This is a genomic window from Rahnella selenatireducens (assembly GCF_046449555.1).
GTDB classification, from domain to species: domain Bacteria; phylum Pseudomonadota; class Gammaproteobacteria; order Enterobacterales; family Enterobacteriaceae; genus Rahnella; species Rahnella selenatireducens.
The window spans coordinates 60,544-76,675 of record NZ_JBKEZJ010000003.1 but is presented as its reverse complement, the minus strand read 5'-3'; the positions used below and the strand labels follow the sequence as shown (position 1 = coordinate 76,675).

Sequence of the window (16,132 nt, the reverse complement as noted above, 5' to 3'; positions counted from 1 at the left end):
CATAACACGATGACGAGGTAAAACATGGCAATCCCAGACTCTGACAAATCGACCGGCGCTGTTTACCGCAAAATCACGCGCCGCCTGATCCCGTTTTTAATCTTGTGTTATTTCTTCGCCTATCTCGATCGCGTCAACATCGGGTTCGCCAAGTTACATATGCAGGATGCGCTGAATTTCAGCGACACCGTCTATGGCGTCGGCGCGGGTATCTTCTTCATCGGCTATTTCCTGTTTGAACTGCCGAGCAACCTGATGATGCAACGTTTTGGTCCGCGCTTCTGGATCGCGCGGATCATGATCAGCTGGGCAGTTCTCTCGGCCGCGATGATTTTCGTCACCACGCCAACGCAGTTTTACGTGCTGCGCTTCCTGCTCGGCGTGGCGGAAGCGGGATTCTTTCCGGGCATCGTGTTTTATCTCACGCTGTGGTTTCCGTCCTGGCGGTCGGCGCGCACCCTCGGCCTGTTTATTCTGGTCACGCCGCTTTCAACCATCATCGGCAGCCCGCTTTCCGGCTTTATCCTGCGGTCTTTCGAAGGCGTCGACGGCCTGCACAACTGGCAATGGCTATTTGTGGTGGAAGCCGTTCCGTCCTTCCTGCTGGCGTTTGTGGTGCTGCGATATCTCGATAACGACGTCAAATCCGCCCGCTGGCTGACGGAAAGCGAGAAGCAAATCGTGGCCCGTGACCTGGACACCGACCGGCAGCGCAGCCTGGCCGCCAACGCAGGTAAGCCGCCGCAAAGCCTGAAACGGATGTTCCGCAACGGGTATGTCTGGCTGCTGGCGCTGATTTTCTTCAGCTTCAACATCGGCTATTACGGCATCAACTTCTGGCTACCATCGATCATCAAAACTTCAGGCGTCAGCGATGATTTTCACATCGGGCTGCTGGCCGCCCTGCCTTACGTCTTCGGCGCGGTGTTTATGGTCTGGAACAGCCGCCACTCAGATGTTCACAGTGAAAGGCGCTGGCACATCGCCATTCCGGCCATTATCGGCGCGGTCGGGCTGACGCTCAGCGCGTATTGCAGCGGTTCCACGTTCTGGATGATGACCTGGATTTGCCTCGCCATGTCCGGAACGTTGGCGCTGATCCCCACTTATATCAGCCTGCCCGGCACCCTGCTTTCGGGCACCGCGGCGGCGGCAGGCATTGCGCTGGTCAACTCCGTCGGCAATCTGGCCGGATTCTTCGGGCCGACCGTGCTCGGCTGGCTGAAAGACAACACCGGCAGCACCAACACCGGCCTGTATATCCTCGCCGCGTTTTTGCTGCTGTGCGCGCCCCTGATTTTTTTATTGCCAGCCCGGTTGGTTAACCCCCGCCGCTGTGCTGAAAAGCCGGCTGAAACAGATGAAGTATCGTCATTAAAAAGAGGCAGTGTATGAGCGGATGTACTACGTGCGGCACCTGCGGTGGCGCACAAGACGACCATTTTAACCCGGTATTACGCGGAGACGACGGCGCGCTGAAACGTGCGCTGTACAAATCGATGGGACACACCGACAGCCAGTTGCGCCGTCCGGTGATTGCCGTGGTGAACAGCTACACCAACGCCACCGCCGGACACGTCAATCTCAACGAACTGACCGCGCAAGTGCTCAAAGGGATTGATGAAGCAGGCGGCATCGGCATGGTTTTCGGCACCATCGCGCCGTGTGACGGCATCGCCGAAGGCCATTTGGGTATGCGTTATATTCTGGCCGCGCGTGAAGTCATTACCAGCTCCATTGAAGTCATGATGCGCGCCCACCGTTTCGACGGTATGGTCATGCTCGGCTCGTGCGACAAAATTGTTCCCGCCATGCTGATGGCCGCCGCACGGCTGAATATTCCGGCAATTCTGGTCAACGGCGGGCCGATGTACCCCGCGCATTATCACGGCAAAGACTGGGACGGCAATATTGTCACCGAAGCCATCGGCTGGAAACGCCGGGGCGAAATCGACGAGGCGGAATTCCGTCACATTGAAGATATCGCCGAACCCGGCCCCGGCTCCTGCACCATGTACGGCACCGCCAACACCATGTGCTGCATTTCCGAAGTACTCGGCATGAGTTTGCCCGGCAGCAGCACCCTGCCCGCGATTTCTCGGGAACGCCGCGATTGCGCGTTCCGCACCGGCCAGACGGCGGTGGATCTGGTGAAACGCGGCGTCAATGCGCGCCAGATCATCACGCCCGCGTCAATCCGCAACGCCATGATTTACCTGCTGGCGACCGGCGGCTCGACCAACGCGATCCTGCATTTGCAGGCCATTCATTACGAAGCTGAGTACGGCCATCTGCCGCTGTCAGCATTCGACAAACTAAGCCATCACGTTCCGCTGGTTGCCTCGCTATATCCGGCATCGGAATACGACATGATTGATTTCTGGGAAGCCGGGGGCGTGGCAGCCGTCGAGAAGGAAATCAGCTCGCTGATGGACATTTCGGCGCTGACCGTCAGCGGGCAAACCAAAGCACAATGGCTGGAAACCACGCCAACATCACGCCGTCCTGAAGTCATCCATACGCTCGCTATTCCGGTGCGTAATGAAGCTGGTGTCGCCGTGCTGCACGGCAATCTTTCACCGCTTGGCTGCGTGGTGAAGCCCGCCGCCGTGCCGGAAAACCTTATGACGTTCAGCGGCCCGGCGGTGGTTTTTAACAGCGAGCAGGAGTCCGTTGACGCCATTCTTTCCGGCGAAATTGCGCCGGGCAGCACGCTGGTTCTGCGCTATGAAGGACCGAAAGGCGGGCCGGGCATGCCGGAAATGTACAAACCGATGAAATGCCTCGAAGGCATGGGCTTGTCGGACAGCTGCGCGCTGATCACTGACGGACGTTTTTCCGGCTCCAACCGCGGCTTATTTGTCGGGCATATTTCGCCGGAAGCCAGCGACGGTGGCGATCTGGCGCTGGTGGAAAACGGCGACATCATCACCATCAATATTCCCACCCGCGAACTGACGCTCAACGTGAGCGCGGACATTCTGGCCGAACGCCGCACCCGCTGGGTGCCGGTCGAAAAACAGGTGCCGCGCGGATTCCTGCGTTTATACCGCCGCTGGGCATTACCGGCCGCACAGGGTGCGGTTTTAGCTGACAGGGACGAGGAGTAATTATGGTTCTGTCTTCCGATATTTTCGGCGTCAATCCGATTGCTGCCCTGCCGTTTACCCGGCTGGGTGAACCGGATTACACCAGTTTCAGCTGCCTGCTGGAACATCTTGCCGCCACGGGCATTCAGGGGCTGACGCTGTTTGGCATCGCCAGCGAATTCCCCAAACTCGACGACAGCGAGCGGTTGTTGCTGGCCGATTGTTTTCTCTCAGACCTGAAAGGCAGCGGCGTTTTTCGCGCGATGTCTGTGACCGATCACAGCACCGAAGTGGCGGTGAAACGCGCGCGGGACTATCAGAAACGTGGAGCCGATGCGCTGATGCTGCTACCGCCGTTCTTCCTGCAACCCGACGCTGCCGCGATTTCGCATCACATTTTCTCGGTGCTGGAAGCGGTGGATATTCCGGTGATGGTGCAATACGCTCCGGGAGAAACCGGGCTTTCGATCTCGCCCGAACAGCTCAGTGATGTGGCGACGCGTTATCCGCACGCGGTCTTCAAAATCGAGTGTAATCCGCCGGTCAGCTACACCCGCGAATTCCTGCAACGCGCTCCGCAGGCCAGCGTGCTGAACGGTTACGCCGGTTTGTACATGCTGGAAATGCTGGAAGCCGGTGGTAAAGGCGTCATGCCTGGTTGTTCGTTCAGCGAAATCTACGTGCAGATCTACCGGCTGTGGCAGGCCGGAAAAACGGACGCGGCTCAGGCGCTACATCAGCAGCTTCTGCCGTGGATCCGGCAATGGATGACGCACTGTGAATACATCATTCAGGTGGAAAAAACGATTCTGCACCGGCGCGGGGTCATCGCGACAGATTACTGCCGCCATCCGGGCTGGATGCTGACGGAACAAGATCATCTGACTATCGACAATTTCCTCACCACTTTTTCGGAGTTCCTATGAACACATCTTTCCGCACGCCCCGCGTGGTGATTGTCACCGGTGCCAGCCAGGGTATCGGTAACGCTATCGCGCAAACCTTTCTGAATCAGGGCGATATTGTGGTCGGTTGCGCATTTTCCGCTCCCGACAAAGCGCCTCACGCGCAGGATCTCAGCAAAAGATATCCTGAACAATTTTTCTATTACTCCGTCGATATGACCAAAACGGAAAGCATCGGGGAATTCATCAGCCGCGTCAAAACCCGCTTTGGACGCCTTGATGTGCTGGTGTCTAACGCCGGAAAAAATGTTTTCAAAGGCATCGATTGTGAGCTGGAGGACTGGCATCACAACCTTGATCTGAACCTGCGCTCGCACTGGTACATCGCCAAATGCTGCCGTGAGATGCTGGAAAAATCCAAAGGCGTCATTCTGGTGATGACCTCCAACCACGCCTTTTCCACCATGCCGGGCTGCGCACCGTACAACATCACCAAACGCGCCCTGCTCTCGCTGGTACAAAGCCTGACCATCGAATGGGGCCCGGCCATCCGCACTGTCGGCATTGCCCCCGGTTTTATCGATACAGCCGGAAATCAGGTGTGGTTTGACTCGCACGAAGACAGCGAAAAATCGCGTCAGGACACCCTCCGCAAACACCCGGTCGGACGCATCGGCACATCCGAAGAAGTGGGTGAACTTTGCCTGTATCTCGCCAGCCCGGCAGCGGGATTTATCGCCGGTACCACGATTGTGATGGATGGGGGGAGAAGTGCGTTAATGCAGGATTAGTGGGGGGCAGAGACCGCTGTCTGGGCGGTTTCTCACTCGCCGTGAGGGGCTGATCGAGAAAGTTTCGGTTTCACAATCGCAGTGATCACTTAACGCGCTGCGCCGAAACCGACCAATGAGGAGCTGGACGGCCCCTCTTTGGAATCTCCGCGTCTTTTTTACTGCGCGCTATCGCTGGCTGGCTATGTTTCAGCAGCCACAATTATTGCCGCGAAAACTTACCGCTGCGCGGTTCCCTTACTCGGTTTCGAGCGATTGGTCTCGAAACACTTCGCTCGGCAAGCTTTCTGAAAGCGGCTTGAGGCTAAATAAATCTGCAAGCGTTTACGAGCGGTTAGTTTGCTCCTCACCCTGCGAAGGGGGAGGCCGGGAGGGGGTTTAGCAGGCCACTGAGCCGCTAAAACCAACACCCCATCCCGGCCTTCCCCTCGTGAGAGGGGAAGGAGCAAATCAAAACTAGCCAGCAGCAATCTTTCGAATTACATAGCCTCTGGCCGCTTTCAAAACGACGTTGAGCGAGCGGTGAGAAACGGCGAGAGTCTGTTTTCGAGCTGGTTCGAACCCGAAGCGAAAGTACCGCGTAGCGGCGGCGTTTGCGGCAATAGCCAGAGTGGCTGAAACAGTGCCAGCCAGCGACAGCGCGCAGTTAAAGAGCCCGGGATTCTCAAGGGGCGCGGCGACTGGCGCTCCTTGAGGCCAGTTTGGGTGGCAACCCAAGGTCTTGATTTTGACCTGAAGGCCAGTGTGGGTGCCTACCCAAGGTCTTGATTTTGACCTTAAGGCCAGTTTGGGCGGCGAGCCCAAGGTTTTGGGCACATTCTCAGCGTCACGCTGCATTTTCTCCTGCTAGACTTTTCAGTCTTATACACCCTTAAATGCAGACGGAGCATCCTCATGTCAGAACAATATCAACCGCCTAAAGTCTGGACCTGGAATAAAGACGAAGTCAGCAAGTTCTCGAACATCAACCGCCCGGTTGCAGGCCCGACTCACGAGAAAACGCTGCCGGTCGGCAAACACCCGTTGCAGCTTTATTCTCTGGGCACACCGAACGGCCAGAAAGTGACGATCCTTCTCGAAGAATTGCTGGCGCTGGGCGAAAGCGGTGCAGAGTATGACGCGCATCTGATCCGCATTAACGAAGGCGATCAGTTCTCCAGCGGCTTTGTCGATGTAAACCCGAACTCGAAGATCCCGGCGCTGCTGGATAACTCGGCCAAACCGCCCATTCGCGTGTTTGAATCCGGGAATATCCTGCTGTATCTGGCGGAGAAATTCGGTCAGTTCCTGCCGAAAGACCTCGCGGGACGCACGGAAACCCTGAACTGGCTGTTCTGGCTGCAAGGCTCCGCGCCGTATCTTGGCGGCGGTTTCGGGCACTTTTATCACTACGCGCCGGTCAAAATCGAATACGCAATCAATCGTTTTACGATGGAAGCCAAGCGTCAGCTCGACGTTCTGGACAGGCAACTGGCCGATCACCGCTTTATTGCCGGTGAAGAATACACGATTGCCGATATCGCTATTTTCACCTGGTACGGCAGTCTGGCGCAGGGCGGCTTGTATGAATCCGCCGAGTTCCTGGATATCCAGTCCTACAAACACTTCCAGCGCTGGGCGGCAGAAGTGGCAGATCGTCCGGCAGTCAAACGCGGCCGTATCGTTAACCGCACCTGGGGCGAGCCGGATCAGCAACTGGCAGAACGTCATGACGCGTCAGATTTTGATGACAAACTAAAATCCTGATCCATACCGGTTGAGTCAGAATGCAAAAAGGGCAGGATCATCTCCTGCCCTTTTCATTTATGCCGTCTCAGTTTGCGGGTCGAGGTACTTTTTAAACCAGGCGATGGTGCGCTCCCACGCCAGATCGGCGGCTGCTTTGTCATAGCGCGGCGTCGAATCGTTGTGGAATCCGTGGTTTACGCCGGGATAAACATACCCTTCATACACTTTATCGTTCGCCTTGAGCGCGGCCTCATACGCTGGCCAGCCGTCGGTAATCGGATTATCCAGCTCGGCGTAATGCAGCAATAACGGCGCTTTGATGCGCGGCACGTCTTCAGCCTTTGGCTGACGTCCGTAAAACGGCACCGCCGCTGCCAGTTCAGGGTATGCCACCGCAGCCGCATTCGCCACGCCACCGCCATAACAGAAACCGGTAATGCCAACTTTTCCGGTACCCGTTTCGTGGTGCATCAGAAATTCCACGGCGGCAAAAAAGTCATTCATCAGCTTAGCCGGATCCACTTTTTGCTGAAGCTCGCGGCCTTTCTCATCATTCCCCGGATAACCGCCTACGGAACTCAGGCCGTCCGGTGCCAGCGCCACAAATCCGGCTTTCGCCACACGGCGCGCGACGTCTTCGATGTATGGGTTCAGACCCCGGTTTTCATGCACCACCACCACGCCCGGCACCTTCCCCGTGGCTTTGGCCGGACGCACCAGATAGGCTTTTACGCTGCCGTGCCCCTGCGGCGACGGATACTGAATGTACTCAGCCACAATATCAGGGTCGGTAAATTGCACCTGTTCAGCGTAGGCGTAGTTAGGCGTCATCAGTGTGGAAAGTGCCGCCAGCGACAGGCCACCCGCCACAAATTTTGCCGAGAGATCGAGAAACTCGCGTTTGGTCATTTTGCCGTGAACATAAAAATCAAAGTATTCGAGCAGTTCTGGCGGAAAATCTTTAGCTGTCATTCGCGTCATCATCAGGCTCCGTTCCGGGAAATCGAAGACTAAATAATGGTCTGCTTTTGACGATTATGTAAACTGATTGTGAAAATGGATTTCATTCCGGCACCGCCTTTAGCGGTGGAAAGTGGTAAACTGCAGTTTAAAAACGGGAGGTTAAATGAGCAGCAAACTTAAGGAAGGCGTGAAAATTCACTTCATTGAATGGAATTCTGAATACGAAAGAATGATGACGTCTTCTCTCAAAAAAGACTTCCCGGTCTTTGAAATTTATCGAGTGAAGCAACATTTCAAGTCTCTTCAGCGAATATTGCCGGGGAGATGCCTCAGGCAATGGCATAAAAAAATACATAGCGCGATAAAATTTCGTCACATTAAAGAAAACGACATTATTATTTGCAATGGCTACAGTGCTTTTCTTTTACTTGACCTGTTAACCTCCCTTCATTGTAAAAAAATATTAGTCTTGCGAGATTCAGTTGAGGCGCTGACGTCTAAACGGCGCCGCCTGAAATTACTGTCTGATGATGAAAACTATTTAAGCAGAGTGAATTCAGTTTTTGATATTATATACAGTTTCGATCCCGTTGATTGCCTAAAATATGGTCTGTCGGCTGTGGATCAATTTTTACCTTTTACTCACAAAGAGATCCGGTTACAAACCGAACACCAATACTCTGAAAAAACTCACTTATCCTGCTTCTATGTTGGCGGTTACGATGAATATCGTGCCAGCGTTATCAGACAACTTACGCCACTTTTACAAACCAATAATTGCTATTCTGAGTTTTATCTTGTTACAGATAAACAGGAAACCTCTGATTATCCTTCTCTATGTATTAATGAAAAGCTGACTTACAAACAAAACATTGAGAAAATAAAACATTCGAATATCATTTTGGAAATGAATAAACCGGGTCAAACCGGGTTAACATTACGCGCACTTGAAGCCATGGCTTTCAATAAAAAACTCATTACCAACAATGCATCTATAAAAAATCACAACTTCTATCACCCTGGCAGAATTTTTATTTGGGGAGAAGATCATCCCGATCAGATGGCTGATTTTATCGCATGCCCTGTTCCCGACATTGATATAAACTTGCTGAAAAAATATTGTGCCGATGGAATGTTAAAAACTCTGCTGGGCACTGCGCTAAAATAAACTCATATAATAAAAGGAGACGCTATGAACAACAATCTCGCAGGTCTTACTCAGGAAGAAATGGAAAAAGTGAGCGCCGGGCTGGCGGCCGGAACCGTCGCCGTGCGCGAGCGCAATAATCTTCCCGTCAATGCACAGGCAGTTGAGATGGAACAGCCGGAACATCTGCGTGAATACTTTCGTGAGCGGCTGGAACACTACCGCAGCCAGCCCGCAAAAAAGTAAAATCCGTCACTGCCCGGTGGCGAAAAAGCCGGTGATGGCATCAGTCAGATACCTCGCCGGTCCGCCCGGCTGCCTCTGGTTCTGATGCAGAGTGATACCGATTTCGCCCGGCGCGGGTAAATCCTCCAGAACTTTCAGGGCCGCCGGTCTGCCAAAGTCCGTCCGTAAAGTAATCCCCAAACCGGCGGACAACGCCGCCCAAATTCCGCCCAGACTGCGGCTGGTAAAGGCAATACGCCACGGGATCCCCGCGTTGTCCAGCGCCGCCGTTGCCGCACTTCGCATCAGACACGGTGCTTCAAACACCAGCAAAGGCAGCGGTTCGCCGGTTTCCAGATAATGCAACAGTGAGAAATTTTGCGGTCCAATCCAGCGCAGCGGAATGCGGCCCAGCGCCCGGCTGTTCGCGAAAAGCGGGACGTCATCCGCCTGCCAGCACACCGCCAGATCGAATTCGTTATGCCGGATGCCATCGAGCAATTGCTGATTTCGCGTGATGCTGGCGGAAAGTTGCACCTGCGGATGCGCACGGGTGAATGTCCCGAGAATAGCCGGTAACAGCGCCTCGCCGAAATCTTCCTGCATACCGAGATGAATGCTGCCGCTCAGCGTGCTGGCCGATAACGCCGCGCTGGCTTCGTCGTTGAGGCTTAAAATCCGCCGCGCATAACTGAGCATGACTTCGCCCTGCGCAGTCAGAATCAGATGCCTTCCGGCCTTTTGCACCAGCTCCGTACCTGCCTGCTGTTCCAGCTTTTTAAGCTGCGCGCTGACCGCCGACGTCGAGCGCCCTAAGCGGTCAGCCGACAGCACAAAACTTCCCAGTTCGATGCCGGTGACAAAACTGCGCAGCGCTTCTGCATCAAAAGTTACCGGTCGTTTAGCCACGTTTAATCATCCCGTTATTATGGATTAATACTGCTGATATTTTCGATATTAAGGACAATCATAACGCCTTATGCTCATTTTCACACCCGCGAAAAGGAACCTGAAATGAGCCCCAAGACACCCTCCCCTATGCTGCCGCCTGAAACTATGACGCGCCTGACGCCAAAACTCGCGCAGGTGACTGAAGAGGTTTTATTTGGTGATCTGTGGCAACGAAGCGAGCTGCCTGCGCGTGACCGTAGCCTGATTACCGTCGCCGCACTGATTGCGCTGAACCGCACCGAACAGCTGCCGTTTCATCTGGATCTTGCGGTTAAAAATGGTGTGACGCACAGCGAACTGAGCGAAGTGATCACACATCTGGCGTTTTATGCCGGATGGCCCGCCGCCGCTTCCGCGCTGACCCGTTTCGCAGCGCTCAACCCGCAATAACAGAGAAAATTCAGCATGCCGTTTACCCGAATTTCAATCTCTGAACACCGCCTCGAAGGCTGGCAAAACGCGATTTCTACTGTCTTGCAGGACGCGCTGGTTACCACGTTTTCCGTTCCCAAAGACGACTGTTTCCAGCTGTTTGAACCGGCAAGCCACGGCCAGCGGGTAATCGACCCGGCGTATCTGGCAGGCCCGGACAGCCGTCGTTCAGACGATTTCCTGCTGTTCCACATCACGGCCGGGAAGCCCCGAAATACCGAACAGAAAGGCGCGCTGTACCGTTATCTGAATGAAAGATTGCACACGGAAATCGGCATCGATCCGGCGGATATCATGATTGTGGTGAATTTCACCCAGCCGGAAGACTGGTCATTCAGCCACGGTGATGTCTTCCGCATAACAGACAGATAAGTGACTGAGGTTATTTGCAGAAATAAAAAAGCCCTGAATCTGTTTCAGGGCTTTGTTCTTTATATCACTCAATGACTTTATGTCCCTCAAAGAGGATCAGTGTGCCGCGATGCCTAATTTTTTCATGCGTGACAGCAAGGTGGTGCGCTTTAACCCCAGACGCTGCGCGGCTCCGCGCGGCCCGGCGACCACACCGTTGGTTTCTTTCAATACCGCGATAATACGCTCACGCTCGTCGTCTTCGTTCAACTGCGGCGCAGGTTCAGAGAATGCTGGCGCGGCAACCGGAGCCACCGGCAGCGGATAATTCAGCTCGGGCAATTGCAGATCCAGCACGGTTCCGCGCGTCAGAAGCACGGCACGTTCGATGACGTTTTCCAGCTCACGGACATTCCCCGGCCACGGCATGCGGCTCAGCAGGCGCAGCGTTTCCGCCGGAATGCTGTCGATGGTGCGCTTCATCCGCTTGGCGATTTTGTAAGTCAGGAATTTGACCAGTTGCGGAATATCTTCCGGGCGTTCGCGCAGCGGCGGGATCACAATCGGGAAGACGTTCAGCCGGTAATACAAGTCACTGCGAAATTCTTTGTCGGCTACCATTTGCCGCAGATCGCGGTTAGTCGCGGCAATCATGCGCACGTTCACCGAGATCAGCTTATTGCCGCCCACTCTTTCGAATTCACGCTCCTGCAAAATACGTAGCAGTTTAGGTTGCAGCTCCAGCGGGATTTCCCCGACTTCATCAAGGAACAGCGTGCCCTGATCGGCCAGCTCAAAACGCCCCATGCGCTGAGCGGTCGCGCCAGTGAACGAGCCTTTTTCATGACCAAACAGGTCACTTTCCATCAGCCCGGCGGGCATTGCCGCGCAGTTCATTTTGACCATCCGCTGATCGCGGCGATCCCCGAGGTTATGAATCGCTCTGGCGATCAGTTCTTTGCCGGTGCCCGTTTCGCCGAGGATCAGCACGGAACAGTCGCTTTTCGCCACGATCTCGACTTGTTTAAGCACCGCAGACATACCCGGACTGCGCCCGACGATGTCACTGAAATCCGGGTTATTGCTGTTTATCTGCTCGGTCAGATACAGGTTTTCGTGTTGCAGTTTTTCCTTCAGGCTTTTGATTTCCTGATAGGCCAGCGCATTGTCCACCGCAATCGCAATACGCTCGGCGATTTGTTGCAAAACCCGCAGGTTGGCGGAATTGAAATTATCCGGCTGGCACTGCGCCAGTTTGAGAACGCCCAGCGTTTTGTGCCCGAAACGCAGGGGCAGGATGCACAGCGTTTTGGTCTGATCGCGCCACAACAGCTGGAACAGCGTACTCTCATCGTCCTCCGGTTCTTCGGAAGGCCGCACGTTGGTCAGCAACATTTCGCCATTTTTCATCACCTGCTGTTCCAGCGATCCCGCCAGCGTCATGCGCGTTTGCTCGCGCTCGGCGACATGCGTTTGCACATAATGCGTGGCGTAAACGCTGGCCTGTTCGCTGTCTTTGTCAGCGTCGCACAGCACGATGCTGATGGCGTTGATGTGGAAAAAGTGATGAATAGTTTTGGCGATTTCGCCGGTCAGTTCGTCGAGATCAAGCTTGGAAAGCACCGCATTGGTGATGTCCACCAGAATGCGGAAATCGTCACGTTCGTGGCGCAGCAGCGATTGCTGAAGTAACGCATTTTCGCGCAGTTTAATCTGTTCAACCGCAATCGCCGCCAGCGTGCAAAGTTCGTGCAGCCCGTTTTTATCTTCTTCGCTGAACGGTGCCGCGTGCTGACGGGTAAATTCACAGCCGCCCAGCAGACCGGAAGCCGCCAGCAGCGGTACCAGACAGTAATCGGTAAACGCCGGATACAGGTTGAGCGCGGCCAGCTGCGGGTAGCGCAAATGCAGCGCTTCGCTTCGCCAGACCTGCGTTTTCGGATTACTGAGCAGCGCATGCACCGGCCCGGTGGCGAGCAGGGTTTCATCTTCGTAACTTACCGGCTGATGATGCGGATCGATGCCGTAAAAACTGACGCGCTCGCTGTTACTGTCAAACAAGACCAGCGTCACCGATTCTGCGATACCGGCACTCTGTACCACCTGGGTCAGGATTTCCAGCAGCGAGGTCATGGTCTGTTGCAGCAGCAGTGTGCGCGTCAGTTCCAGCAATCCTTTGTGTTTTGTCGTGCTCATGGTTGCACTCTGCATAGCGTTAGCTCTGGATAACGTAGTTTCTGAAAAAAGGGCAATAGTGAAAAGTCTACCCCTTTCGTGGGACTCAGCCCCCCTGATGAGATCAACAAATACGGGGTAAAGGTTCAGTGTGTGGCAGCATCAGCTGTCGTGAAATGCCCAGCGCGCCGCGCAGACAGACCTGCGAATTTTCGGTGACCTCGCCGATCGTCGCGGCGTCCGCTCCCAACGGGTGCTTTCGCAATAAATTCAGTACCCTTTCTTCCGCCTGCGCAGAAACCACCGCCACCAGCTTGCCTTCATTGGCAAAATTCAGCGGTTCCAGCCCCAGCAGTTCGCAAATTCCCCGTACCGCAGGTTTGACCGGTAGCGCATTTTCATCAATGGAAATACCGAAACCGCTGGCTTCGCTGAACTCATGCAAAATCGCGTTCACCCCGCCGCGTGTCGCATCGCGCAGGGCGTGGACGCCGGAAACGGCGCGCAGTGGCGCAACCATTGGCGCCAGCACGGCGCAGTCGCTCTGAATACCGAGATCCATTCCCAGCTGCTCGCGGAGATTGAGAATGGTGGCGCCGTGATCCCCCAGCGTGCCGCTGACGATCACTTTGTCTCCGCACTGAATCTGCCCCGCCCCCCAGGCCACATCTCCGGGGATCACGCCGATCCCGGCGGTGTTAATGAAAATCTTGTCGGCTGCGCCGCGCTGCACGACTTTGGTATCGCCGGTGACAATGGCGATCCCCGCCTCGCGCGCGGTTTGCGCCATCAGGCTGACAATTTTCTGCAAATCGTCCATCGGCAAACCCTCTTCCAGAATGAATCCGCAGGAGAGATACGCCGGTGTCGCGCCGCTGACGGACAAGTCGTTTGCCGTGCCGCACACCGCCAGTTTGCCAATATTGCCGCCGGGGAAGAAAATCGGATCAATGACATAGCTGTCGGTGGTGAAGGCCAGACGATCGCCCTGCTGGCTCAGTGCGGCCAGCGATAACCGCGCGCCGTCTTCGCGTTCGCTGAGCCACGGGTTATCAAATGCGCTGAGAAACATTCGTTCAATCATCTGCTGCATCGCACGGCCACCGCTGCCGTGCGCCATCGTCACTACGTCATTGCGCTCGCTCATCCTGCCACCTTCTGTTTCATCTCTTGCTGTTCTTCTGCGGGTTCATTTTCCTGATACCGGTACTGATACCAGGCGGCGCAGGCTCCCTCTGAGGAGACCATCAGCGCGCCAAAGGCGTTATGCGGCGTGCAGCGGGTGCCAAACAACGGGCATTCATGCGGCTTGCAGCGCCCTGTCAGCACGTCGCCGCAGCGCGAACGCGGGTCATCGGCCACCGATTGAGCCTGCGGGCTGAAACGGCGTTCGGCGTCGAAGGCCGAATAGGTTTCCGTCAGGGAGATCCCCGACGCTTCGATAAGTCCCAGCCCGCGCCATTCGCTGCTGCCGGAAAGCTGAAAGACTTCGCCGATCGCATTTTGTGCCAGCACATTACCCTCTTCGGGTACGATGCGCCGGTATTGGTTTTCGGTTTTACACGATGCCTCGCAAACTTGTTCCACCAGCATTAAAACGCTTTGCAGCATATCCAGTGGTTCAAACCCGCTGACCACCAGCGGTTTACCGAATTGCGTATTGATGAAATGGTACGGCGCAGTGCCGATCACCATGCTGACGTGGCCGGGCGCGAGAAAAGCGTCGATACGGACATCGTCTTGTTGCAGCAAACTGCGCAACGTCGGGATCAGGCTGATGTGCTGGCAAAAGACGCTGAAATTGGTCAGCCCTTCGCGCCGCGCCTGTTGTAGCGTGACCGCCGTCACCGGCAGCGTGGTTTCAAAACCGAGCGCGAAAAATACCACCTGCCGCTGCGGATTTTCCCGCGCCAGTTTCAGGGCGTCGAGCGGCGAATAGACCACCCGCACATCCGCACCGCGTTCACGCGCGTTCAGCAGCGATCCCTGTTTTCCCGGCACCCTCAGCGCATCGCCAAAAGTGCAGAAAATCACGTCCGTGTGCGCCGCAATTTCGCAGCAGGCGTCAATCCGCCCCATCGGCAACACGCACACCGGGCAGCCGGGGCCGTGGATAAATTCCAGCTGGGGGGGCAGCAGTTTATCCAGACCAAATTTGAAAATAGCGTGCGTATGACCGCCGCAGACTTCCATAATTTGCATCGGCTTTTCAGCGGTATACGGCAGTTGTGCCGCCCGCTTATGCAGGCGTTCAATCAGCGTTTTCGCCAGCTTCGGGTCGCGGAATTCATCGACAAAACGCATTATCTGGCCTCCCTCGTGCCGAGAAACAGCGCGACATCGGTCTCCACTTCTTCCATGGCGTGCAGCGCCGCCAGCGTTTCCTGCGCTTCGTGCTCGTCGAGACGGCTCAGCGCAAACCCGACGTGAATTAATACCCAGCCGCCAATCAGCTGTTCGCGTTCGCTGATGCCCTCACAGACCAGCGCGATATTCACCTCACGCCGCAGGCCGCAAACTTCCGCCCACGCATGTTCAGGCCGTTGCTCATGCAGCGCAACGATTTGCCCCGGAATGCCTATGCACATCGCTGCTGCTCCAGCCACGCCAGCCACTCGTCCATGCCTTCACCTGTGGTGGCTGAAAGGCGGATCACTTCAATTTCCGGGTTCACCTGTCGCGCATTGGCGATGCAGGTTTCGACGTCAAAACTGACGTACGGCAGCAGGTCGATTTTATTAAGGATCATCAGGCGCGAAGCCGCAAACATATGCGGATATTTCAGCGGTTTGTCTTCGCCTTCAGTGACGGAAAGCACCGCCACTTTATGCCGTTCGCCGAGATCAAAACTGGCCGGACACACCAGATTGCCGACGTTTTCAATAAACAGCAGGCTGTTATTGTTCGGCGACAGCTGATGTACCGCGTCATGCACCATCTGCGCATCCAGATGGCAACCTTTGCCGGTATTCACCTGAATCGCCGGCACGCCGGTCGCGCGAATACGGTCAGCATCGTTGGTGGTTTGCTGATCGCCTTCCACCACGGCACAGTCGAAATACGGCGCGAGACGGGTCAGCGTGCTGGTCAGCAGCGTTGTTTTGCCGGAACCAGGGCTGGACACCAGATTCAGCGCCAGAATGGCGGCCTGCGCAAAATGCTCGCGGTTATGCACGGCAATATGATTGTTCTTCGCCAGCACATCCATTTCGATATCCACCAGCCGACGCGGCGCAAACGGTAAACCATGCGAATGGCCGTGTTCGTGTGGATGCGAATGATCGTGGTGAGAATGATCGTGATGAGAATGTTCATTGCTGGCGCCTTCAATCCGAAGTTCGCCGCTGGCACAACCGCAGGTACTGCACATAGTTT

Annotated in this window: 16 protein-coding genes; 9 read left to right on the top strand and 7 right to left on the bottom strand. The window is 55.5% G+C overall.

Annotated features, from left to right (window positions below):
* The first annotated feature begins 24 nt into the window (after positions 1–24).
* The 5 genes from ACLBVC_RS06185 to yghU all read left to right on the top strand — a co-directional run bounded on the left by ACLBVC_RS06185 (position 25) and on the right by yghU (position 6,531).
* On the top strand, positions 25–1,395 hold the full coding sequence (locus ACLBVC_RS06185; protein WP_410148909.1) for an MFS transporter: 1,371 nt from the start codon (positions 25–27) through the stop codon (positions 1,393–1,395).
* Positions 1,392–3,110 carry a dihydroxy-acid dehydratase gene (ilvD, locus tag ACLBVC_RS06180; protein WP_410148908.1) on the top strand — a complete coding sequence of 573 codons (1,719 nt, stop codon included), beginning with the start codon at positions 1,392–1,394 and terminating at the stop codon, positions 3,108–3,110. Before ACLBVC_RS06185 ends, ilvD begins: the two co-directional genes overlap by 4 nt.
* Positions 3,111–3,112: 2 nt before the next feature.
* Positions 3,113–4,015 carry a dihydrodipicolinate synthase family protein gene (locus ACLBVC_RS06175; RefSeq protein WP_410148907.1) on the top strand — a complete coding sequence of 301 codons (903 nt, stop codon included), beginning with the start codon at positions 3,113–3,115 and terminating at the stop codon, positions 4,013–4,015.
* Positions 4,012–4,785, top strand: a complete 774-nt coding sequence (locus ACLBVC_RS06170; RefSeq protein WP_410148906.1) for an SDR family NAD(P)-dependent oxidoreductase — start codon at positions 4,012–4,014, stop codon at positions 4,783–4,785. The genes ACLBVC_RS06175 and ACLBVC_RS06170 overlap by 4 nt, the downstream gene beginning before the upstream one ends.
* A gap of 894 nt (positions 4,786–5,679) precedes the next feature.
* Entirely contained in the window at positions 5,680–6,531 is an 852-nt protein-coding gene (yghU, locus tag ACLBVC_RS06165; protein WP_410148905.1) for a glutathione-dependent disulfide-bond oxidoreductase, read from the top strand.
* Between the two features lie 57 nt (positions 6,532–6,588).
* On the opposite strand, the gene yghX is transcribed toward yghU, so the two are convergent.
* Positions 6,589–7,494 carry a YghX family hydrolase gene (gene yghX / locus ACLBVC_RS06160; RefSeq protein WP_410149150.1) on the bottom strand — a complete coding sequence of 302 codons (906 nt, stop codon included), beginning with the start codon at positions 7,492–7,494 and terminating at the stop codon, positions 6,589–6,591.
* Between the two features lie 145 nt (positions 7,495–7,639).
* Between yghX and ACLBVC_RS06155 the strand changes: the two genes are divergently transcribed.
* Positions 7,640–8,644: a hypothetical protein gene (locus ACLBVC_RS06155; RefSeq protein WP_410148904.1), complete on the top strand. Its 1,005-nt coding sequence runs from the start codon at positions 7,640–7,642 to the stop codon at positions 8,642–8,644.
* A 24-nt stretch (positions 8,645–8,668) separates the two neighbouring features.
* Entirely contained in the window at positions 8,669–8,869 is a 201-nt protein-coding gene (locus tag ACLBVC_RS06150) for a DNA polymerase III subunit theta (protein ID WP_410148903.1), read from the top strand.
* A 6-nt stretch (positions 8,870–8,875) separates the two neighbouring features.
* Here the strand turns inward: ACLBVC_RS06150 and ACLBVC_RS06145 are convergent, their stop codons facing one another.
* Entirely contained in the window at positions 8,876–9,757 is an 882-nt protein-coding gene (locus ACLBVC_RS06145) for a LysR substrate-binding domain-containing protein (protein WP_410148902.1), read from the bottom strand.
* 105 nt (positions 9,758–9,862) lie between these two features.
* Between ACLBVC_RS06145 and ACLBVC_RS06140 the strand changes: the two genes are divergently transcribed.
* Positions 9,863–10,189, top strand: coding sequence for a carboxymuconolactone decarboxylase family protein (locus ACLBVC_RS06140; RefSeq protein WP_410148901.1), 327 nt, complete (start codon positions 9,863–9,865; stop codon positions 10,187–10,189).
* 15 nt (positions 10,190–10,204) lie between these two features.
* Positions 10,205–10,603, top strand: coding sequence for a tautomerase family protein (locus ACLBVC_RS06135; RefSeq protein WP_410148900.1), 399 nt, complete (start codon positions 10,205–10,207; stop codon positions 10,601–10,603).
* A gap of 96 nt (positions 10,604–10,699) precedes the next feature.
* On the opposite strand, the gene flhA is transcribed toward ACLBVC_RS06135, so the two are convergent.
* The 5 genes from flhA to hypB all read right to left on the bottom strand — a co-directional run bounded on the left by flhA (position 10,700) and on the right by hypB (position 16,127).
* The gene (gene flhA / locus ACLBVC_RS06130; RefSeq protein WP_410148899.1) at positions 10,700–12,778 is read right to left on the bottom strand and encodes a formate hydrogenlyase transcriptional activator FlhA; all 2,079 of its coding nucleotides are present in this window, start codon (positions 12,776–12,778) and stop codon (positions 10,700–10,702) included.
* Positions 12,779–12,881: 103 nt separating this feature from the next.
* On the bottom strand, positions 12,882–13,904 hold the full coding sequence (hypE, locus tag ACLBVC_RS06125; RefSeq protein WP_410148898.1) for a hydrogenase expression/formation protein HypE: 1,023 nt from the start codon (positions 13,902–13,904) through the stop codon (positions 12,882–12,884).
* On the bottom strand, positions 13,901–15,061 hold the full coding sequence (hypD, locus tag ACLBVC_RS06120) for a hydrogenase formation protein HypD (RefSeq protein ID WP_410148897.1): 1,161 nt from the start codon (positions 15,059–15,061) through the stop codon (positions 13,901–13,903). Before hypD ends, hypE begins: the two co-directional genes overlap by 4 nt.
* Positions 15,061–15,345, bottom strand: a complete 285-nt coding sequence (gene hypC, locus ACLBVC_RS06115) for a HypC/HybG/HupF family hydrogenase formation chaperone (protein ID WP_410148896.1) — start codon at positions 15,343–15,345, stop codon at positions 15,061–15,063. Before hypC ends, hypD begins: the two co-directional genes overlap by 1 nt.
* Positions 15,336–16,127, bottom strand: coding sequence for a hydrogenase nickel incorporation protein HypB (gene hypB / locus ACLBVC_RS06110; RefSeq protein WP_410148895.1), 792 nt, complete (start codon positions 16,125–16,127; stop codon positions 15,336–15,338). Before hypB ends, hypC begins: the two co-directional genes overlap by 10 nt.
* Positions 16,128–16,132: the final 5 nt, after the last annotated feature.